The sequence below is a fragment of the Photobacterium angustum genome (assembly GCF_003026365.1).
Taxonomy (GTDB): Bacteria; Pseudomonadota; Gammaproteobacteria; order Enterobacterales; family Vibrionaceae; genus Photobacterium; species Photobacterium angustum.
Window position 1 is genome coordinate 138,644 of record NZ_PYOM01000009.1, and the last position, 20,508, is coordinate 159,151.

Genomic DNA, 20,508 nt, shown 5'->3' on the forward strand with positions numbered 1-20,508 from the left:
TAAATAAAAAGCAGAGCTTCGGCTCTGCTTTTTTGTTCTGAATGAAGTAGTTGGAACGAATGTCGTTGCTACTTTTTATCAATATCTTTGTGTAGTATCTCAAGTTGTTGAGAAAAAACTATTCATATGCTGAATGGTTTGTCTGTGGTGTCACATTAATGCATATGACTGATCATAATAATAGATTCCTTTTAAATGTAGATAAAAGGATTACTTATTATGAAGGCGTTAACGGCAACCCTTGCGGTGGCTCTCTCTTCTCTTTCTGTGTCGGTATGCGCAAGCCAGTTTAGTTGCGATGGACAGACTCTCACGTCAATTATGAAGGTGAGAGAGCAAGTTAAATCTCATGCGACACCCAATCAAAGTCCGACCTATTGGGTTGAAGGTATTGTGACTAAAACGACCTCTTCATTGTACAAGGGCTTTTTCTTTCAGGATTCTGTGGGAGATAATAATCCAAATACCTCCGATGGTATCTTTGCTTATACTTCCTCTAATGGTATCGATGGGTTAGCTGTAGGTGATAAAGTCTGTGTTGAGGCTAAGGCAAAACAGTTTTATGGAATGACTCAGTTAACTGTAAAGCCGGGACATATTGAGAATAAAGGATTAGCACCGCAACCAATTCGAGCCACTGATATTGTTGTTGGAAGTACAGAAAGCTTGTCACAAGCGATGGATCGTTACCAAGGGATGTTAGTAAGAATCGCACCTGAAAGTGACTTACGTATCACGCGTAATTTTGGTTTTGATTTCAGCTCAAGACGCAACAACATGGTACTTTCTCACCAATCACCACTAATAAAGCCGACCCAACTGTTTGTTGCTGAAACTGAACAAGTGGCAAAGCAAGTTGAAGCTAATACCAATAACCAACTTTATATCGACACCGATCAGTATCCAGCGAATGGTGTTATCCCGTATTTTCCTGGCTTTGATGCACAGCAAGGCTATATGCGTATTGGCGATCGAGTTGAGAATTTACAAGGTGTCATAGCATACAGTTATGGTAAGCACCGCTTATTACCAACCAATACTGTCAGCCCTAGCGATTTTGTTCATATCAATGATCGCACGTCTGCACCAAAAGTGATTACAGATAGTAATCTTAAAGTGGCGAGCTTCAATGTTTTAAACTTTTTCACAAGTCACAGCGATATTGGTGGCAGCCTCAACCCAACCTGTAAAGATCAAGCCGATGCTGACGCTGCTAAAGGGTGTAATCGAGGAGCAAAAACGGCGGCAGAATTTGAATTGCAGCGCACCAAAATTGTTAATGCGTTAACAGCTATGGATGCCGATATTATTGGCATAATGGAAATGGAGAATAACGGTTTTGGTAAAAATAGTGCAATTCAGAATCTAGTTGATGAACTTAATCTACATTTTAATGACAGCAGTGATCATTACCAATTTGTCGAGATTAACGATAAGGACAAGAATAAAGGTCAGTTCTTTGGTTCTGATGCGATTATGGTTGCCATGCTTTATCGTCCAAGCAAAGTGACACCGATTAAAGATGCGCAAGTTATTCGCATGCCATCACAACATATGAGTGCGACAAACGCTGAAGGTGAAAGTGTTAAGATTGATGCATATCAGCGTGATACGCTTTTACAACAGTTTGCTATTAATGGTGCGAAGAAAAAGAGTCAATTAACTATTGTCGTTAACCATCTTAAATCGAAAGGTTCAGGCTGTTATGAAGATTGGTTGAATGAACAAAAAGATAAGAACTATCAAAATATTCAAGGCAACTGTAACGATTTTCGTGTTTCTGCTGCAATGGTTTTAGCTGATAAGTTGAAGACAATGTCAGGTGATGTTTTAGTTATGGGGGATATGAATGCTTATGGTATGGAAGATCCTATCCGTGTACTAACACAATACAAGCCAAAGCAATATCAACGAAAAATCATGTCAGCCTCAGGCACTTTCATTGGTGATCAATCACTGCACCCTGAAGGCATTGCGGCTTCAAAAGGACTGGGGCTAGTCAACTTGGCGACGAAATGGCACGGTGCTGACAGCTACTCTTACAGTTATGATGGTGAATTAGGCAGTTTAGATCATGCTTTAGCATCTCGTTCTTTACTTAAAAAAGTGCGTGGTATTGAAGACTGGCATATTAACTCTGTAGAAAATAGCTTATTTGAATACAGTAGTAAATATAGTGGCGATCTAGTCAAATCAACAGGTCCATACTCTGCATCAGATCATGATCCCGTGATCATTAACTTTGCTTACCCAATGGCAAAAGCCTCTTTTCAAATTACATTTGTTAATAATAGTAACCAGCCTCTTTACCCTGTTTTCAACTCTTATTATTGGGATAGTACTAAACCGTGGTTAATGGCGGGGCAGCAACGCCGTTATACGAAAAAGGATAAGTTTTTAAAACATGTAGGTATTAAAAATGGAGATAAAGTCTCGCTAAGTGTCTTAGCTTCTGGGGTTTATGATGTTCCTTGTAGTGATGTGCCAGTAGAACTAAATGGAAAAATGAAAGCTATTTATAATGGTAAGACATGTCGTCTTGAGCATTTTTAATTTACTTCGATAATAAATATCATAAAGGCAGGTTCATGATGAGCTTGCCTTTATTATTTTGTATTGCACAATAGGGCGCAGAATAGAAAAGGTCGCTTTAGATATATGCTGTTAATTATTGATAACTATGATTCATTTACTTATAACCTGTATCAATACTTTTGTGAGTTAGGCGTTGAGGTTAAGGTTGTCCGTAATGATGAGATTGATCTCGCAGGTATTGAGTCACTAGCACCCACCCATTTAGTCATTTCTCCTGGACCTTGTACTCCAAATGAAGCGGGTATATCACTACAAGCCATTGAATACTTCGCAGGTAAATTGCCTATTTTAGGCGTTTGCTTAGGCCATCAATCGTTAGCACAAGCTTTTGGTGGGGATGTAGTACGAGCAAGGCAAGTGATGCATGGTAAAACTTCTCCAATCAAGCATAATAATACCAGTCTCTTTGAAGGGTTAAGTAACCCATTAACAGTGACTCGCTATCATTCATTGGTTGTGAAACAAGATACGCTGCCTGATTGCTTTAACATCACCGCATGGACAGAACGTGAAGGGGAGTTTGATGAAATTATGGGGATCGCTCATAAAACGTTGCCATTAGAAGGGGTGCAATTTCATCCTGAGAGTATTCTAACGGAGCAAGGGCACGCCTTATTAGCTAACTTTCTTAAGCGCTAAATTTCGAATTAAATCGCGATTTTTAATATATTTCGGTCTTAAAATCGCGATATCACCCACATATCTTCTATTTTTATACTTCTAACTCTCATTTATTAAAATTGCAAAGCTATTCACTAGCATATTTCTCTGTACTATTCATTTCCTGATAGGAAACACACCTTTTTGTCTTTGTTAGTTAATAAACTTGCCGAGATAACGCATAACTATGTCAGTTTTATTAAAAACAGCATCGTTGCCAAAGAGCAAAAAAAATATTCTGCTATTGGCAAAGGTTAATAAAATGTAAATACTATGATTATAGCGTTATACACAGAAGGATAATGTGATGACTACAGAGCAAAGAGTAGAACGTAATTTATTTGATGAGGTTATGGTACCTTGTTATTCACCTATGGCTGAGATCCCAGTACGTGGCAGTGGTGCGCGAGTATGGGATCAACATGATCGTGAATATGTCGATTTTGCCGGTGGAATTGCGGTGAGTTGTCTGGGTCATTGCCATCCTATTATGGTTAACGCATTAAAAAATCAAGCCGATAAATTATGGCACTTAAGTAATGTGTTAACCAATGAACCCGCATTGCGTTTAGCGAAAAAACTCACTGAGTTATGTTTTGCTGACAAAGTCTTTTTTGCTAACTCTGGTGCTGAAGCTAACGAAGCTGCACTGAAATTGGCTCGCCGTTATGCCGTCGATAAGTTTAGTGCTGAAAAAGATCAAATTATTGCCTTTCATCAAGGCTTCCACGGTCGTACTTTTTTCACCGTTACGGTTGGTGGACAAGAAGCTTACTCCGATGGTTTTGGCCCTAAACCTCAAGCGGTAACGCATATTCCTTACAATGATTTATCAGCTTTAGCCGAGATCATGTCTGAGCGAACTTGTGCGGTGATGATGGAGCCATTGCAAGGTGAAGGTGGTTTGGTTAGCCCGAGTGTTGAGTTTGTTCAGGGCGTGCGTGAGTTATGTGATAAGCACCAAGCCTTATTGATATTTGATGAAGTCCAAACCGGTAATGGTCGTACTGGTGATTTTTATGCTTATCAAGGTTTAGGTGTCACACCAGATATTTTAACAACGGCTAAATCACTGGGTGGTGGTTTCCCAATTGGCGCAATGCTTACCACAACAGCATTAGCAGAGCATTTAAAAGTCGGGACTCATGGTTCAACATATGGTGGTAATCCATTAGCGTGCGCTGTCGCAGAGGCGGTAATTAATGAAGTGAGTAAACCTGATGTGTTAGCTGGGGTGAAAGAGCGTGAACAATGGTTCCGTGAAGGGCTTACAGCGATTAATGCTAAATACCCAATTTTTGCTGAGATCCGCGGTAAAGGTTTACTGTTGGGAGCGTCTCTCACAGAAGAGTGGCAAGGTCGGGCACGTGACATTCTTGTTCAAGCCGGTAAAGAAGGCTTAATGATGTTAGTTGCAGGTACGAGCGTTGTGCGCTTTACGCCATCGCTAGTGATTGAAAAAGCCGATGTGGATGAGGGCATGGCTCGTCTAGAACGCGCTATCGCAACACTCTATAACGCTGAGTAATTCTACTTTGCTTTGTATTGCTGCTGGCAGTTGAGGAACGACTGCCAGTAATCTTATGAGATCTTATTGTTATCCATCTAGTTAGTGGCTATGGTCACTACCTGCATCAGGAGGGAAGTCGATGCTGGTTATTCGTCCTATCATCGCTGATGATTATTCTGCACTCATGCAGTGTGCTGAAGAATCAGGTCATGGTTTTACTTCATTACCTGTTAACGAAGAAATGCTTCGTAACCGCATTGCTCATTCAGAGCGCAGCTTTGCCAAACATGTCGTTCGCCCAGAGGATGAAGGCTACCTGATGGTCGCTGAAGATACAGATACCGGCGAGATAGCAGGCACCACAGCCATTGAAGCGGCGATTGGCTTAGAAGCCCCTTTTTATAACTATCATCTAAGTACTGTGGTTCATGCCTCGCGTCGATTAGGGGTACACAATACCGTACAGTTACTGACATTAGGTAATCACTACACCGGAGATACCGAGCTTTGCACGTTATTTTTACGTACACCATGGCGTGAAGGTTTAAATGGTCGTCTATTGTCTAAAGCGCGCTTTTTAATGATGGCAGAGCATCGTCATCGTTTCGCTGATGTGGTATTTGCCGAAATGCGCGGTGTTTCCGATGAAGAAGGGAACTCACCTTTTTGGCAATGGTTAAAAGATAACTTTTTCTCGATTGATTTTATTCATGCTGACTATCTAACAGGGATCGGAGCAAAAGGCTTTATTGCGGACTTAATGCCTAAACTTCCGATATACGTCAATTTACTGAGCAAAGAAGCCCAAGCGGTCATCGGTCAAGTTCATGACAATACGCGTCCTGCATTACGTCTATTAGAAAATGAAGGTTTTTCATGCCGTGGCTATGTCGATATTTTTGATGCAGGCCCTACGGTTGAATGTGATGTTCGCAATGTTGAAACAGTCCGTCATTCAAAGCGTTATACCGTTGAAATTAACGATCATCACAGTGAACAGCAATGCTTAGTGGCGAATACATCATTTACTGACTTTCGTGCTGTTGCAAGCCCACTGGAAGTCAATGATAAAGCACAAACCGTGGTGATGACGCAAGAGGTCGCTGATACTCTCATGGTTAATGCAGGCGAGCCTGTGCGTTTTATTGAGCTGTAAACTACGAACACAAAGAGGGGAGAGAAGTATGAGTCAATGGATTGCGGGTCAATGGGTCGATGGTTTAGGTGATGAGATGGCATCGCTCAACCCCTTTACTGATGAAGTGATTTGGCAAGGCCGATCCGCGACAAGTGAGCAAGTCTCACAAGCGGTGAAGGCTGCGCGTGCAGCGTTACTTCAATGGCGTCATACTTCCCTTGTTGAGCGCCAAGCCATCGTGGAACAATTTGCCGAGCTGGTGAAAGCCAATAGTGAAAATATTGCCATTACGATAGCAGAAGAAACGGGTAAGCCGTTATGGGAGACCCGCACAGAAGCAGGAGCAATGGTCGGGAAAGTGGCGATTTCTTTACGTGCTTACCATGAACGAACAGGCCAACGCGAGAAAGATATCGCAGGTACGACAGCGGTTGTTCGACATCGACCACTAGGGGTGATGGCGGTATTTGGGCCTTATAACTTCCCCGGTCATTTACCTAATGGTCATATCGTACCTGCACTGCTTGCGGGGAATACGGTGGTATTCAAACCGTCTGAATTAACGCCTAAAACGGCTGAAGTTGTAATGAAACTCTGGCAACAAGCAGGATTACCTTATGGAGTTATTAATCTTGTGCAGGGGGCTCGTTCTACTGGAGAGGCACTCGCCGCTTCAAAAGACATTGATGGTTTATTATTTACGGGCAGTGCCAATACTGGGCATATTCTGCATCGCCAATTTGCAGGTCAACCGGGTAAGATGCTGGCATTAGAAATGGGGGGTAATAACCCTATGGTGATCTCCAATGCTTATGGTGATCTCAATGCTACCGTTTATACCATTTTACAATCTGCTTTTATCAGCGCAGGACAACGTTGTACTTGTGCTCGCCGACTATACTTACCCTTGGGTAGCGCAGGGGATACGTTGTTGGCTGCTTTAGTGGAAGCAACCAGAGCGATTGTGGTCGATGGACCATTTGCCGAGCCTGCGCCGTTTATGGGGCCTCAAATCTCCCGTCAAGCCGCAGACAATATTGTGCAAACTCAGCGACAATTAGTATCGCTTGGTGGCGAAATATTAGTAGAGGCAAAGCGCGGACAGGGAGCGGTGGTTACACCGGGGATCATTGATGTTACTAATACCGAAAACTTACCCGATGAAGAATACTTTGGCCCATTATTACAGGTAGTGCGCTATCAAGATCTCGCTCAAGCCGTCTGTCTTGCGAACGACACCCGTTATGGCTTATCAGCTGGGCTTGTATCAACCGATGATAGTGAATGGCAATACTTTATCGATCATATTCGGGCGGGGATTGTAAATCGTAATCGCCAGTTAACGGGAGCGAGTGGGGATGCGCCGTTTGGTGGTCCAGGGGCGTCTGGTAACTTACGTCCAAGTGCTTACTACGCAGCTGATTATTGTGCTTACCCAATGGCATCAATGGAAGGTGAGGCGACATGCTTACCTGAGCAGTTATCTCCGGGTATTTCACTCTGAGACTAATAAGTTCACTGTATTATTTACAGTAAGGATTGTGCAGCATGGAACAATTATTTACCGCGTTATGGCAAGATTATACTCAGCGATTATGTCCTTCAGCGCTGAATATTCGGCAATTGCTTACCGAAGATGCGCCACTTAGAAATGATCATATTGCGTTACGTACCTTTGCCTTACCTAAATGTGGTTTAGCAAGATTAGCGGCTCCATTTATTGCGGTAGGTTATAAACCTAAAGGTCGATATCACTTCAAAGCGAAAAAGTTATATGCAGAGCATTTTGAACACCCCGATCCTACTGCGCCTAAAGTATTTATTAGTGAACTGCAATTAGGATTATGTTCAACAGAGTTGCAAACAGAAGTACGGCAGCTTGTCGATCAAGTTGATGATGACTATTTTGCCAATCCTGCTTTTCTCTCTCAAGGTAAACCATGGCAATTAAGTCGCGATAGTTATCAGCTTTTAAATGCAGAAAGTGAATATGCAGGATGGGTAGCAGCACATGGTTTTGGTGCCAATCATTTTACTGTTGATATTAATCAGCTTGAACAATTTAATGAAATTTCTGAAGTGAACCATTTTCTTGAATCGAGTGGTTTTGATATTAATCAGGCAGGCGGTGCGGTAAAAGGCGATCCTACTGTGATGCTAGAGCAATCAGCAACTATGGCTGATAAAGTCATGGTCACGTTTTCTGATGGTGAGATGTTGGTCTCTGGCGGATTTTATGAGTTTGCTAAACGTTATTTACAGCCTGATGGTGAGATTTATACCGGGTTTGTTGAAGCTTCGGCAGATAAGATCTTTGAAAGTACTTATAACTCTTGAACGGTGTAATCGATGCAATAAAAAAGCAGCCATTTGGCTGCTTTTTTTAAATCAGTTAATTATCGAGGGGGGATCCCCAAATACCACTGTCTTCTGCAGGACAGCGACGTAAACCAGTCTGCTGTTCTAAATAACAACGACGGTCACTAAAGCCTGTCATCTCAATTGTTGTAGGTTGAGGAGCGATAGCGCCAGGTACAGTGGTGTAGCTATTCGGGGCAAAACGTTCAATATCCATATTCCATTACCGCGAGAAAAAGAAAGTCCATTCATAAGCAGAATGTAGCACTTAATCTGAGCAATACAAATTAATTGTTCTCATAAAAGACACAAAGTTTGAATGGGATTGATGAATTATTTATAACAGTATTACTCATTCCTTTTAGCGATTTTATTTTGCATGTAATTGCTGATTTGTGATCTTATCGGTACGTCAAAAATGTCACATTGCTTTATTATCTAATGCTTTGTTTTAGTTAGAAAGTTATCAATAAGTATTTCTTTCTTCAATGCTTTTGGATTAGGTGGAAGTAATATGAATCTTAGATGGATCACAATAGTAGGGCTGTTATTGTCATCATTGGCCGGATGTAGTTCTTTATCTTCAGTGGATAACAATGTACCTAAGGTGATGATTTCAGAAGGTGGTGTGATCACCCAAAAGGGGGCTGTTTATACGGTAAAGGCAAGCACTAAATTAGTGACTCCGAAACTTGGGCAATATATCGGGTTTCGTTATGCAATAGAGATCCCTGATAGCGCCAGTGATGAGCTGAAAGCAAAAACGGCATTTCCTATTACAGCGCGTATGACGCATCCTAAACTGGTAAACCCAGCAACCAAGCAAGCAACGACGGTATCAACATGGTCCGATACCATGTATAAACACGATAAAAACTTGGCGCTTTGGCAGTTTTCAGAACCTTATGAGTTAGTCAGTGGTTCTTGGGTGTTTGAGCTGCTGTATAAAGATCAGGTCGTTGCTAAACGTGAGTTTACAGTCGCTAATCATGAGCAGTTAAATCAATCTTTAAAAAACACTTTTGAAACTGCATTCATGCTGAGTAGTACTCGTTCATGGTTAAGTCAAAATGGTGATGCGCTTGTTTGTGATAAAGCTAAATCGAAACGTTGCTTGCAGTTTAGTTCTACTGGGGAGTGTAACCAAACCTTAAGTCGCTATAACAGCATGTGTCAGCAGATAGCGCTTAAACAAATGGGGCGTGGTGATGAAATTATTTCTGCGAAAGAAGAGATGAAAGAGTATGTTAGCTACTTTTTTTACTGCATGCATAGCGCCAGAATTAACGAAGCAAAGCTTGATAAAAAGCAGGTTCATACTTGTTTGAAAGGGTAAGAAAATGAAAAAAGCCGCAACATTGTGCGGCTTTTTGTACGGCTAAAGACGTTAAAAATTAACGCGTACCGTAAACAACAATCGTCTTACCGTGAGCAGAAATTAAGTTCTGCTCTTCAAGCATTTTCAGAATACGACCCACTGTTTCACGAGAACAGCCAACAATTTGACCGATTTCTTGACGAGTGATCTTAATCTGCATGCCATCAGGGTGCGTCATTGCATCTGGTTGTTTTGCAAGATTTAGCAATGTCTGTGTGATACGACCTGTAACGTCTAAGAATGCCAAATCACCTACTTTCTGGCTTGTCACTTGTAGGCGACTTGCCATTTGAGCAGATAAGCGCATCAGAATATCAGGGTTAACCTGAATTAACTGACGGAATTTTTTGAATGAAATTTCTGCTACTTCACAAGGACTTTTCGCACGAACCCAAGCAGTACGCTCTTGATCTTCTTCGAATAAGCCAAGCTCACCAATAAAGTCACCTTGGTTTAGGTAAGAAAGGATCATCTCCTTACCTTCTTCATCCTTGATTAGTACAGCAACAGAACCCTTCACAATGTAGTACAACGTTTCTGCTTTCTCACCTGCGTGGATCAGCGTACTTTTCGATGGGTACTTGTGAATATGACAATGGGAAAGAAACCACTCTAAAGTTGGATCTGTTTGCGGTTTACCTGGAACCATATTACTAACTTCCTCTGCATTTGTTGCCCAACAGCATTGGTCTCTTTTCTTCTAAGTATTATCATGAGAAAAAAAACTGCCTACTGACAGGGTATCCATTCAGCCGCTGGGCTGCAAGCTAACTTGAATAAGTTAGAGTGTATCCTTTTTCTACGCCTTTTTCTTGATATTGATCTAGTAGATTCGTTCATTTCATATGGATAACTGTGCACAGGATCACAATGCGGCGAGATAATTTTAAGCAGTGTGATAAGTAAAGATTATTACGACGATTTTTAGAGAGAAAAAAAGTTGTTATTAAGGCGGAGAATTAGGATTTACATTCATTATTATATCAATAAAACTAGAGACAATTATTGGGCGTTTGAATAAGGATTAATCGATGCAGTCCCGAGTAAAATGGGTAGAAGATATGACCTTTTTAGGTCAATCTAGCTCCGGTCATAGTGTAGTCATGGATGGTAATGGAGGGGATAAAGCCCCAAGTGCGATGGAATTGGTATTAATGGCGGCGGGAGGGTGTAGCTCAGTAGATGTTGTCAGTGGTTTACAATCCCAAGCACAAAATATTGTGGGTTGTGAGGTTCTTATTTCAGCTGAGCGTCGAGAGCAAGCTCCACGTTTATTTACCGCAGCCAATTTGCATTTTATTGTTTCAGGTTTTGATTTAAATGAAACCTTAGTAGCTAACACCATTGCTGATTCTTTAGAGAAATATTGCTCAGTATGCTTGATGATTGGTGAAAAGGTTAAGTTGACTCATTCGTATGAAATCATCACTGCTTAATAATGATTGAGATGAAAAAGGTTGGTGTTTACGCCAACCTTTTTCTATTCATTTTCGTTTTGTGCTGACTTAACTGATTTTCCCCGTATTAATCAGTTTCTCGATAAGTGGACGCATGATCAATTCCATTGCAAAGCTCATTTTTCCGCCAGGGACGACAAGCGTGTTATGACGTGACATAAATGAGCCTTGGATCATAGAAAGTAAATACGGAAAATCGACATTATTTAAACCGCGGAATCGGATCACAACAAAGCTTTCATCCAAGCTTGGGATCCCTTTGGCACTCACCGGGTTTGAGGTATCAACGGTTGGTACACGTTGAAAGTTGATATGCGTACGTGAAAATTGCGGGGTTAAATAATTTAAGTAATCGTCCATTGATCGAACGATAGACTCCATCACCGCTTCGCGAGAATGCCCTCGATCTCTCGTGTCACGAACAATTTTTTGGATCCACTCCAAGTTAACAATGGGTACCATGCCAATGAGAAGATCAACATGTTGTGCGACATGGATCTCGCCATCGACAACCCCACCATGTAAACCTTCATAAAAGAGTAAATCGGTGTTTTCTGCTAATTGTTGCCACGGAGTAAAGGTTCCGGGCATTTGGTTGTAGGGCACAGCTTCGTCAAATGTGTGTAGATAACGGCGAAAGCGACCTGTGCCATCTTCACCATATTGTTTGAAAAATTGCTCTAATTGGGCAAAGTCATTGGCTTCTGAGCCAAAATAGCTGATGTGTCGACCTTGTTCTTTAGCTTTGCGGATCTCAGTGTCCATTTCAGGGCGGGTATAGCGATGGAAGCTATCGCCTTCTAGCCATGCCGCATTAATGTTCATCATATTGAACATCTTTCGGAATGCTTCAGAAGTCGTCGTGGTTCCTGCTCCTGATGAACCAGTAACTGCAATAATAGGATGTTTTGCAGACATGACTAACCTTGTCGTTGTTGATTATCGAAAGATAAATGATAAAGCAGGCAATAATAAAATTGCCAGATAGGGCGACAATGCTACTACAAGTTAACAAGGATGTCGGGATTGAAAAGTGAAACTGCTAGCGGAGGCAAGTTTTGAGTCGTAACTCTCTAAGCACGACTCACATTAATAAAACTTATTGCAACTGATTGCGTAATTTTATGTCGACAGATTCATGTAATTCAGAAAATACAATCACAGCATCACCGGATTTCAATTGCTGTATTACGTAATTCACTTTGTTTTCTAAGCTCATTTCAACTTCCCCGTAATCAGTGCCTTCACGAAGCACAAATTGTTCAATCAGGTTAGTCAGTGTTTCTGGGGCGATATCTTGCCAAGGAATGATCATTTTATGTCTCGTCGACTGCGTTACTGATATGCGCAGTATATGATAAAAATATCACTAGCCCTATTGGGGAGTGGTGAGTTTGGTTTTAAACCATGTTGGAACGCTGTGTTCGAGCCAAAACGTCGGTTTAAAAATAGAACCACTAACGAACCCAACATGGCCACCTTTTTCATATAAGTTGTAGTCGATATTATCCGGCAATGGTTGTGATGGGATCACCGATTCGGTCATGAACGGATCGTCTTTGGCATGGATAATTCGCAGTGGTGTGCTGATCAAGTTGAGCTGTTGAAGGCCACTACAACGTTGATAATAATCGTCAGCATCAATAAAACCATGGAGAGGGGCGGTAATGTGCTGATCAAATTGCCATACCGTATTTATCGCCTCTAATTGCTGGTGGGTGATGGGCATTTTGTCTTGATGAAGTGTTATTCGTTTTGCCATTGTGCGTTTCATCGAACTGAGTAAATATTGCTGATAGATCTTAGAAAAGCCTTGTTGAATACGTGCCGAGCATGAGGCTAAATTTAATGGAGGAGACACCGCTTGAGCGGCAACGAGATCACTGTCATCACCATATTTTGCCAGGTAGTTAATCAGCATGTTGCCGCCAAGGGATACTCCCACTGCGATAAAAGGCCGTTGGGGGAATTGCTCACGTAACCATGTAATGAAAAAGCGTGCATCATTTACTTCACCTGAGTGATAGCCTCTAGGTTGACGATTTAGTTCACCGCTGCATCCTCTAAAATGCATCATTACCCCAAGCCAACCTTGTTGTTTTGCAGCATACAATAGTCCATTGGCATACGGACTATGGAAGCTACCTTCTAATCCATGAAATAGGATCATTAATGGTTTGCTATCGTCGGTAGGAGATTCTGTCCAAGCGAGATCAAGAAAGTCATCATCAGGCGTGGTCAGTCGCTGTGTCACTGGCGTAAATAGTGGCTGGCGACGAACAAATCGCGGTAATAAGGTTTGAATATGTGGATTTTGTAATCCTGATGCTGGCGTAAATTGAGACATGAATATCCTCTGTTACAGCGAAAAATGGGATAAAGGGGGGTGGCGTAATAACTCTGCAATGGTTTTTAAGCCAAAGATCAATTGCTGTTGATTTAGTGGTGAGCTAATGGCGAGTCGTACTGCTGGTTGAATATGATTACCTCTAGGGGTAAATAATTCTGCTGATTTAACTATGACCCCACGAGCTGTTGTTGCCGCTATAAAATCACTTAAGCGCCAGTCTTCTGGTAATTGCAGCCAAACATGAAAACTATAAATCTGGGTTGTAATGTCAAACTCGCCAAGGTATTGCTGTACCAATAATTGCCGTTGTTGTATTTCAGTACGAACGGTCGTTAATACCCGATCGGCATCACCATGAACTATTAATTCACAAGCGATAGCAGAGAGCAGTGGGCTGATCATTAAGCTGTGGTTATACAATGCTGCACTTAGATGTTGCTGCCACTGTTTCGGCACTTGGATGTAACCTAAGCGAAGTCCTGGTGCGAGGCATTTTGATAATCCTCCGATGTGGATTACATGTTCAGGTGCTAGGTTGATTAAAGGCGGTGGCGGTGAGGGCGGTAGTAATCCGTTGACGTCATCTTCCGCAATTAACACATTATGCTCACGACACACGCTAATCACTTCTTCACGACGAGAGAGCGGCATTGTTACCGAGGTTGGGTTTTGCTGGGTTGGTGTTAAATATATTAGCCGTGGTTGGTAGAGTTCACAGGCCGATGCGAGACTTGCAGGGATCACCCCATCTTCATCCATCTCAACACTTTTTAGGGTAATACCATGTTGACGAGCAAGGGTTAGAAAGCCGGGATAGCAAAATTGTTCGACTAACACAGTATCACCAGCACGACAGAAAATACTCAGCAATAATTCCGCAGCATGTTGTGCGCCTGAGGTGAAGTACATCTGCTCTGATGAAACATCAATACCTTTTTGATTTAACCATTGGCAAACGATATGGCGATGATTATCGATCCCTTGTGGTGGCTGATACAGCATAATGTCATTTAATTGCGAGGGATTGGCACTAATTTTTGCCATGGCGCTGCTTATCATTTCACTGCGATCAAATCGCGGAGGAATGTTATAGCCGAAATTACATTCTTCAGTCTGTAACTCTTCTAATTGATAGATCCAGTGATGGTTTTTATTGTTATCACAGACATACGTCCCAGCCCCAATACGAGCTTCGACAAGATGACGTCGTTCCGCTTCTGCATAAGCACGTGTCACTGTACCGACGGTAACCTGTAATTGATCGGCAAGTGCGCGGTGTGTGGGGAGTTTCTCCCCAATTGCGATGTCACCTTGCTCGATAGCTCGTGCAATTCCATCTGCAATTTGACGATAAAGTGGTTCTTTAGCTTTAGCGATAAGTTGGATATTTAATAACTTTTTCTCGATTGTCATGGTGACAATAAATCCTTTGATCTTAATAACTTCCCTTGTTAGGTTAAATTGTGCGCACAAAACAACCGTATTGCCAGAGATTTTTTATGTTGTCGCGAAATAACTAAAATTGTATCGATACAATTTCGTGGGAGATGATCTGGATAGTTTTATTTCTATCGTTTATTAAGGAAAGTGTGTGGAAGGATCAACAATCATCTCAGTTATTTTATTTGCCATATTAATGACATGTACGCCGGGGCCTAACAATATGATGGTGACCGCCTCTGGAGCGAACTTTGGTTATTGGCGTAGTGTTCCACATATTATGGGGATCAGTGTGGGTATGGCGAGCATGATCAGTTTACTGGCGGCAGGGCTAGGCATTATTTTTGAACGTTATCCTATGGTTCACGAGGGATTAAAAGTTGTTGGGTGTGCGTACTTATTGTATTTAGCATGGAAAATAGCCACCGCTGGCAGCATGAGTAAAACGGAGCAAAAAGTGAAGGCGAAACCGATGAGTGTATTCTCTGCTGCTCTGTTTCAATACGTTAATCCTAAAGCATGGATGATGTCTGCAACGGCAGTAAGCACCTTCGCCGTTAGCGGGGAGCACTATTGGTTATCGATATCAATAATTGTGACGGTATTTTTCGTGGTGGGGCTTGCTTGCGTTTCGCTATGGACTGCAACTGGAGTGGTGATACGCCATTGGCTAACATCTGAACGTCGTACGATGAGGTTTAATCAGACGATGGGAGCACTAACGGCTGCGTGCGTGGTGATGATTTGGTAGTGATTGAGGTTTTTATAGATCACTAAAAATAACAACGCCAACGAAGTGCTCGTTGGCGTTGTGGGTGTTAGGCGATATTATTCAGCGTTAAATTGAGATTCCATCTCTTCTAATTGCTCTTGTAACTCCATCCAAGCCACTTCAACATCTTCCAAATCAGATTTTGCATCACCTTGCAGTTTTAATTGCTCATTCATTCGGACTTTGTTCTCCGCCTCATAAATACTGCTATCGCTTAATGCGGTTTCCGCATCGGTGATAATGGTATTGAGCTTGTCCATTTGCTTTTCAAGCTTGGTGATTTCTTTACGAATAGGGGCTGTTTGTTTACGGAACTCTGCCTCTAGACGTTTTTGCTCTTTACGCGATGCCGCGCTGTTATCTTTGTTGGTTTCAGGTTTTGTTGCTTGTTGATCACGTCGCTCATTACGTTGTTGCTCGGTAAGCCATTTGTGATAATCATTTAAATCACCATCAAACGGTACGACTTGGCGATCATGGACTAAATATAAGTCATCGGTTGTTGCACGTAATAAGTAACGGTCGTGACTGACAATAACCATTGCACCTTCATAAGATTGCAGTGCCAACGTCAGTGCTTGGCGCATATCTAAATCAAGGTGGTTGGTTGGCTCATCGAGCAGCAATAGGTTAGGACGTTGCCATACAATCAGTGCTAGCACTAAGCGGGCTTTCTCACCGCCAGAAAACGGACCGACTTTTTCTAGTGCTTTATCACCAATAAAACCAAAACTACCTAAATAATCACGGAGTTGTTGCTCGGTTGCTTGTGGCGCAATACGTGCCATATGCTGAACTGGGGTATCATCAAGGTACAAGGTTTCTAATTGGTGCTGGGCAAAGTAACCAATTTTAACCCCCTGCGAATACGCCATATCACCGGCTTTCGCTGGTAAATCACCAGATAGCATTTTGATCAGGGTAGATTTACCGGCACCATTTCGACCAAGTAGGCCAATACGACTACCAGGAACAAGATTTAGGCGAATTTTTTCTAAAATCAGTAAGTCGTCATAACCTGCGGCAACCTGATCCATCATTAAGATCGGGTTCGGCAGAGCACTTGGCTCGCGGAATTCAAAACTGAATGGGTTATCAAACTGAGCCGGTAACACTTTTTCCATCCGCTCAAGGGCTTTAATACGACTTTGCGCTTGGCGTGCTTTACTGGCCTTGTAACGGAAACGTTCAATGTATGACTGCATGTGCGTCATTTGCTTTTGTTGTTTCTGGTACATCGCTTGTTGTAACACCAGTTTTTCGGCGCGTTGTACTTCAAACGATGAATAGTTACCGGTGTAACTGTGCATGGTTTGATTTTCAATATGGATAATGCGGTTAACCACGGGATCTAAGAAGTCGCGGTCATGGGAAATCAATACCAAGGTACCACGGTAGCTTTGAAGCCATTTTTCCAGCCACATTACTGCATCTAAATCTAAGTGGTTAGTTGGCTCATCGAGTAGTAGTAGATCAGAGCGGCATAATAGCGCTTGGGCAAGGTTAAGGCGCATACGCCAACCACCCGAAAATTGGGTCAGGTTCCATTGCATCTGATGCTGTGAAAAGCCTAGGCCGTCAAGTAATTCTGCCGCGCGGGCATTGATACTATAGCCACCAATGGTATCCATTTTTCCGTGAAGCTCTGCGACTTTAGTGCCGTCATCAGCTTGCTCTGCGGCAAGCAGTTGGCGCTCAAGTTCACGATACTCACGGTCGCCATCAATCACATATTCAATAGCTGCGCGGTCTAAGGCTGGTGTCTCCTGAGCAACCCACGCCATTTCCCAGTTACTTGGAAATTGGCAGTTGCCAGCATCTAAGCTGAGCTCATTTTTCAGTAAAGCGAACAGGGTCGATTTACCACAACCGTTTTTACCGACAAGACCGACTTTGTCGCCCGGGTGGATCGTTGAAGTGGCGTTTTCAAGTAATACTTTGCCACCGCGTAGAAGTTGGATATCTGAAAAGATAATCATCAATATTGCCGGGGTCTTGCCCGCTCCACTAAATAAACTGGACTTATGGGCGGAAGTCTAACTCAAACAGCGCAGAGTGGCTAACATCTCTCTATTGCTTTAGATTACGTTTTGCTGAACAAATGATAAACAAAAGATCATGTTTGTTAACAATTAGGTATGATGGAATAATACTGAGCAAGTACTTATTGTTGCACATGATGAATATGAACGATTGTAAAAGGATGTTATGACACGACAAAACTTACCATCAATTCTCATTATTTTTGCTCATCCTGACCCTGATGAGTCCGTTGCTAATCGCGCAATGTTGCAAGACATTGAGCTATTAGGTCACGTTACTGTGCATGATTTATATGCCACGTACCCCGATTTCTTTATTGATGTTGTTGCAGAGCATGAGCTGATCGCGAGTCACGACATCATTATTTTCCAGCATCCACTCTATATGTATTCCTGCCCATCACTATTGAAAGAGTGGTTTGATAGAGTGTTAAGCAAAGGCTTTGCCCACGGTGACGGTAATGAAACCGTGGGCAAATATTGGCGCTCGGTGATCACTACTGGCGGTGGGGCAGAAGCTTATAGCCCGGATGGTTATAACCGTTATGGTATTGATACCATTTTAAAGCCATTTGAAATTTGTGCTGATCTTTGCCAAATGCATTGGTTACCGCCACTTATTTTGCACTGGGCAAGACGCGTCACGCAGGATGAATTAAACCAACATGCACGCGCATACCAATCATGGTTAGCGAACCCTTTGATTATTGAGCCTCGAATTAGCTTAACGAAGAAGGAGACCAATAATGAGTAATGATTTCCTTGTTCTTAGTGTGGTTTTTTTGGCCGCAGCTATTATTGCCGTCCCTTTGGCGCAAAAGCTTGGCTTAGGTTCAGTGTTAGGTTATTTAATTGCGGGTATTGCCATTGGCCCTTGGGGCTTAGGCTTGATCTCTGATGTTGATGCTATCCTCCATTTCTCTGAATTTGGCGTTGTGTTGTTATTGTTTCTGATTGGTTTAGAGCTTAATCCGAAAACACTGTGGCAAATGCGTAAACCCATTTTAGGGTTAGGTGGTGGGCAGGTGGTGATCACCAGTGGGGTTATTGCCGTAGTGGTTATGAGCCTTAATGGATTTTTGCCTTCGTTGACCTGGCGCGATGCAGCCGTGATTGGCATGGGATTAGCGTTATCTTCAACAGCCATTGCACTACGTGTAATAGAAGAGCAGCAATTATCAGGAAGTGAAACCGGGCAATCGGGTTTTGCGGTACTGCTATTTCAAGATATAGCAGTGATCCCAATGCTTGCCTTACTCCCTGCTCTCGCTGGCGGTAAGGGGGGGGAGTTGGAATGATGCGTTCTGGATGTTAGGTGGTATCGCCGTATTACTTGTCGGTGGGCATTTTTTACTTCGTCCACTGTTTCGTTATGTGGTGATGAGTGGTGTTCGTGAATTGTTTAATGTTGCTGCATTACTGTTAGTGCTTGGTATTGCATTGATTATGCAGGCGCTTGGATTATCCATGGCGTTAGGGGCATTCTTAGCGGGGGTGCTATTAGCTGAGAGCGAATATCGCCATGAATTAGAAATTGCGATAGAGCCGTTTAAAGGATTATTACTGGGGCTGTTTTTTATCTCAGTGGGTATGGCGGTAAATATTGGGTTACTGTGGCAATATCCATTACAGATTTTAGCCGCGGTATTAGCGTTAATCGCAGTAAAAGGAATCGTGCTCTATCTTTTAGCTCGGATATTCGGCGTAAGAGAAAAGTCACGTAGTCAGATGGCGGCGATTTTAAGTCAGGGTGGTGAGTTTGCGTTTGTCCTGTTTACTGCCGCTCGTGCTGAAGGTTTACTCGATGCGCAATTATTAGCTTTTTTGCTGGTGGTTGTAAGTATATCAATGATGACAACACCGCTCGTATTAACGCTTCAAAAGCGTTGGTTTGTACGAAGCTTCAAAGCGAGTGAGCAACCTGAGCCAGAGTCGGATATTGTTGACCGTGCACCTCGTGTCATCATTACGGGTTTTGGACGCTTTGGACAAGTTATAGGACGATTACTGTTTGCTAATAAAATTAAAGTAACCGTACTTGAACGAGATCCGAGCCAAATCCAATTTTTACGCAAGTTCGGTTATAAAGTTTTTTACGGTGATGCTACTCAGTTAGATTTGCTCCGCGCAGCAGGGGCAGATAATGCGGAAGCAATTATTATCTGTACTGATGCACCGACAGAAGTCATGGAAGTGGTGGCTATTTGCCAACAACATTTCCCGCACTTAAAAATATTAGCGCGGGCGAGAAGTCGTGTTGAAGCGCATCAATTACTAGGTCAAGGCGTTGAATGTTTCTCACGTGAAACTTTTGCCGGTGCTCTTGATTTAGGTCGCCAAGCCCTCATATCTCTAGGTATGCATCCGTATAAAGCGAAACGTGCTGAGGCACATTTTCGAAAAATAGATACACAAGCCTTACGGGATCTATTGCCGCAACATAGTGAAGAAGTCAATCTCGCTTCGCGGCAAAAAGAAGCCCGTAAAGAGTTAGAAGAAATTTTCGATCGTGAAATGCGAGGCGAGGAAGAACGCCATCATGGTTGGGATTAAGCTAACGCTTGTGTAATGATCAAGGAAAGAGCAGGATGATAAAAAAACGATTTATCGCAGGGGCTGCATGCCCTAGTTGTCAAACCATCGATACTTTACGCTGGTGGCAGCAAGATGATGTTGAATATGTTGAATGTGTGGCTTGTGATCATTCAGATACACGGGTGCCGCAATCGGTACAAGAAAGTGAACAACTTTCGTCAACGACCAAACAACAAGTGATAGGTGTTTTTAAACCTGACTAAATACGGTATT

18 protein-coding genes and 1 pseudogene are annotated in these 20,508 nt (G+C 42.5%); 12 read left to right on the top strand and 7 right to left on the bottom strand.

Features of this window, described 5'->3' with window-relative positions; genetic code table 11:
- The first annotated feature begins 219 nt into the window (after window positions 1-219).
- The 6 genes from CTN01_RS11235 (at window position 220) to CTN01_RS11260 (ending at window position 8,240) form a co-directional block, all read left to right on the top strand.
- Window positions 220-2,553, top strand: a complete 2,334-nt coding sequence (locus CTN01_RS11235) for an ExeM/NucH family extracellular endonuclease (protein ID WP_045149911.1) — start codon at window positions 220-222, stop codon at window positions 2,551-2,553.
- A 105-nt stretch (window positions 2,554-2,658) separates the two neighbouring features.
- Window positions 2,659-3,234, top strand: coding sequence for an aminodeoxychorismate/anthranilate synthase component II (locus tag CTN01_RS11240; protein WP_045149913.1), 576 nt, complete (start codon window positions 2,659-2,661; stop codon window positions 3,232-3,234).
- A gap of 328 nt (window positions 3,235-3,562) precedes the next feature.
- Window positions 3,563-4,783 carry an aspartate aminotransferase family protein gene (locus tag CTN01_RS11245; RefSeq protein ID WP_045149914.1) on the top strand — a complete coding sequence of 407 codons (1,221 nt, stop codon included), beginning with the start codon at window positions 3,563-3,565 and terminating at the stop codon, window positions 4,781-4,783.
- Between the two features lie 121 nt (window positions 4,784-4,904).
- Window positions 4,905-5,921 carry an arginine N-succinyltransferase gene (gene astA, locus CTN01_RS11250; RefSeq protein ID WP_045128502.1) on the top strand — a complete coding sequence of 339 codons (1,017 nt, stop codon included), beginning with the start codon at window positions 4,905-4,907 and terminating at the stop codon, window positions 5,919-5,921.
- A 28-nt stretch (window positions 5,922-5,949) separates the two neighbouring features.
- The gene (gene astD / locus CTN01_RS11255; RefSeq protein WP_045149915.1) at window positions 5,950-7,407 is read left to right on the top strand and encodes a succinylglutamate-semialdehyde dehydrogenase; all 1,458 of its coding nucleotides are present in this window, start codon (window positions 5,950-5,952) and stop codon (window positions 7,405-7,407) included.
- A 44-nt stretch (window positions 7,408-7,451) separates the two neighbouring features.
- A complete protein-coding gene (locus CTN01_RS11260; protein WP_045149916.1) occupies window positions 7,452-8,240 on the top strand; it encodes a DUF1338 domain-containing protein in 789 nt (262 codons plus the stop codon).
- Window positions 8,241-8,295: 55 nt separating this feature from the next.
- Here the strand turns inward: CTN01_RS11260 and CTN01_RS11265 are convergent, their stop codons facing one another.
- On the bottom strand, window positions 8,296-8,478 hold the full coding sequence (locus CTN01_RS11265) for a hypothetical protein (RefSeq protein WP_005371804.1): 183 nt from the start codon (window positions 8,476-8,478) through the stop codon (window positions 8,296-8,298).
- A 297-nt stretch (window positions 8,479-8,775) separates the two neighbouring features.
- On the opposite strand from CTN01_RS11265, the gene CTN01_RS11270 reads away from it, so the two are divergent.
- Window positions 8,776-9,597 carry a DUF3859 domain-containing protein gene (locus tag CTN01_RS11270; RefSeq protein ID WP_045149917.1) on the top strand — a complete coding sequence of 274 codons (822 nt, stop codon included), beginning with the start codon at window positions 8,776-8,778 and terminating at the stop codon, window positions 9,595-9,597.
- A gap of 58 nt (window positions 9,598-9,655) precedes the next feature.
- Here the strand turns inward: CTN01_RS11270 and crp are convergent, their stop codons facing one another.
- Window positions 9,656-10,288 carry a cAMP-activated global transcriptional regulator CRP gene (gene crp / locus CTN01_RS11275; RefSeq protein ID WP_045149918.1) on the bottom strand — a complete coding sequence of 211 codons (633 nt, stop codon included), beginning with the start codon at window positions 10,286-10,288 and terminating at the stop codon, window positions 9,656-9,658.
- Between the two features lie 382 nt (window positions 10,289-10,670).
- On the opposite strand from crp, the gene CTN01_RS11280 reads away from it, so the two are divergent.
- Window positions 10,671-11,075 (top strand): OsmC family protein, encoded by a 405-nt coding sequence (locus CTN01_RS11280; RefSeq protein WP_045083881.1) that lies wholly within the window; start codon window positions 10,671-10,673, stop codon window positions 11,073-11,075.
- Window positions 11,076-11,144: 69 nt separating this feature from the next.
- On the opposite strand, the gene CTN01_RS11285 is transcribed toward CTN01_RS11280, so the two are convergent.
- The 4 genes from CTN01_RS11285 to CTN01_RS11300 form a co-directional block, all read right to left on the bottom strand.
- Complete coding sequence (locus tag CTN01_RS11285; RefSeq protein ID WP_005371800.1) at window positions 11,145-12,014, bottom strand: phosphoribulokinase; 870 nt, start codon at window positions 12,012-12,014, stop codon at window positions 11,145-11,147.
- A 181-nt stretch (window positions 12,015-12,195) separates the two neighbouring features.
- Entirely contained in the window at window positions 12,196-12,411 is a 216-nt protein-coding gene (locus CTN01_RS11290) for a YheU family protein (protein WP_045149919.1), read from the bottom strand.
- A gap of 60 nt (window positions 12,412-12,471) precedes the next feature.
- Window positions 12,472-13,443 (bottom strand): hydrolase, encoded by a 972-nt coding sequence (locus tag CTN01_RS11295; RefSeq protein ID WP_045130380.1) that lies wholly within the window; start codon window positions 13,441-13,443, stop codon window positions 12,472-12,474.
- A gap of 12 nt (window positions 13,444-13,455) precedes the next feature.
- On the bottom strand, window positions 13,456-14,859 hold the full coding sequence (locus CTN01_RS11300; protein ID WP_045149920.1) for an aminotransferase-like domain-containing protein: 1,404 nt from the start codon (window positions 14,857-14,859) through the stop codon (window positions 13,456-13,458).
- Between the two features lie 178 nt (window positions 14,860-15,037).
- Here CTN01_RS11300 and CTN01_RS11305 point away from each other — a divergent pair, with 178 nt between their 5' ends.
- Window positions 15,038-15,637: a LysE family translocator gene (locus CTN01_RS11305; RefSeq protein ID WP_052666694.1), complete on the top strand. Its 600-nt coding sequence runs from the start codon at window positions 15,038-15,040 to the stop codon at window positions 15,635-15,637.
- 77 nt (window positions 15,638-15,714) lie between these two features.
- Here the strand turns inward: CTN01_RS11305 and CTN01_RS11310 are convergent, their stop codons facing one another.
- Window positions 15,715-17,637: an ABC transporter ATP-binding protein gene (locus tag CTN01_RS11310; protein WP_045149921.1), complete on the bottom strand. Its 1,923-nt coding sequence runs from the start codon at window positions 17,635-17,637 to the stop codon at window positions 15,715-15,717.
- A gap of 229 nt (window positions 17,638-17,866) precedes the next feature.
- Here CTN01_RS11310 and kefG point away from each other — a divergent pair, with 229 nt between their 5' ends.
- The 3 genes and pseudogenes from kefG to CTN01_RS11325 all read left to right on the top strand — a co-directional run bounded on the left by kefG (window position 17,867) and on the right by CTN01_RS11325 (window position 20,498).
- Entirely contained in the window at window positions 17,867-18,454 is a 588-nt protein-coding gene (gene kefG, locus CTN01_RS11315) for a glutathione-regulated potassium-efflux system ancillary protein KefG (RefSeq protein ID WP_005371788.1), read from the top strand.
- A pseudogene (gene kefB, locus CTN01_RS11320) lies at window positions 18,447-20,253 on the top strand (glutathione-regulated potassium-efflux system protein KefB). The gene kefG and the pseudogene kefB overlap by 8 nt, the downstream one beginning before the upstream one ends.
- Window positions 20,254-20,288: 35 nt before the next feature.
- On the top strand, window positions 20,289-20,498 hold the full coding sequence (locus tag CTN01_RS11325; protein ID WP_005371784.1) for a YheV family putative zinc ribbon protein: 210 nt from the start codon (window positions 20,289-20,291) through the stop codon (window positions 20,496-20,498).
- Window positions 20,499-20,508 lie beyond the last annotated feature (10 nt).

Coding starts and splice junctions, on each gene's coding strand:
- CTN01_RS11325 (WP_005371784.1), top strand. CDS start 20,289: ATGATAAAAAAACGATTTATCGCAGGGGCTGCATGCCCTAGTTGTCAA.
- CTN01_RS11310 (WP_045149921.1), bottom strand. CDS start 17,637: ATGATTATCTTTTCAGATATCCAACTTCTACGCGGTGGCAAAGTATTA.
- CTN01_RS11280 (WP_045083881.1), top strand. CDS start 10,671: ATGCAGTCCCGAGTAAAATGGGTAGAAGATATGACCTTTTTAGGTCAA.
- astD (WP_045149915.1), top strand. CDS start 5,950: ATGAGTCAATGGATTGCGGGTCAATGGGTCGATGGTTTAGGTGATGAG.
- CTN01_RS11235 (WP_045149911.1), top strand. CDS start 220: ATGAAGGCGTTAACGGCAACCCTTGCGGTGGCTCTCTCTTCTCTTTCT.
- kefG (WP_005371788.1), top strand. CDS start 17,867: ATGACACGACAAAACTTACCATCAATTCTCATTATTTTTGCTCATCCT.
- CTN01_RS11260 (WP_045149916.1), top strand. CDS start 7,452: ATGGAACAATTATTTACCGCGTTATGGCAAGATTATACTCAGCGATTA.
- CTN01_RS11240 (WP_045149913.1), top strand. CDS start 2,659: ATGCTGTTAATTATTGATAACTATGATTCATTTACTTATAACCTGTAT.
- CTN01_RS11245 (WP_045149914.1), top strand. CDS start 3,563: ATGACTACAGAGCAAAGAGTAGAACGTAATTTATTTGATGAGGTTATG.
- CTN01_RS11300 (WP_045149920.1), bottom strand. CDS start 14,859: ATGACAATCGAGAAAAAGTTATTAAATATCCAACTTATCGCTAAAGCT.
- CTN01_RS11295 (WP_045130380.1), bottom strand. CDS start 13,443: ATGTCTCAATTTACGCCAGCATCAGGATTACAAAATCCACATATTCAA.
- CTN01_RS11270 (WP_045149917.1), top strand. CDS start 8,776: ATGAATCTTAGATGGATCACAATAGTAGGGCTGTTATTGTCATCATTG.
- crp (WP_045149918.1), bottom strand. CDS start 10,288: ATGGTTCCAGGTAAACCGCAAACAGATCCAACTTTAGAGTGGTTTCTT.
- CTN01_RS11285 (WP_005371800.1), bottom strand. CDS start 12,014: ATGTCTGCAAAACATCCTATTATTGCAGTTACTGGTTCATCAGGAGCA.
- astA (WP_045128502.1), top strand. CDS start 4,905: ATGCTGGTTATTCGTCCTATCATCGCTGATGATTATTCTGCACTCATG.
- CTN01_RS11290 (WP_045149919.1), bottom strand. CDS start 12,411: ATGATCATTCCTTGGCAAGATATCGCCCCAGAAACACTGACTAACCTG.
- CTN01_RS11265 (WP_005371804.1), bottom strand. CDS start 8,478: ATGGATATTGAACGTTTTGCCCCGAATAGCTACACCACTGTACCTGGC.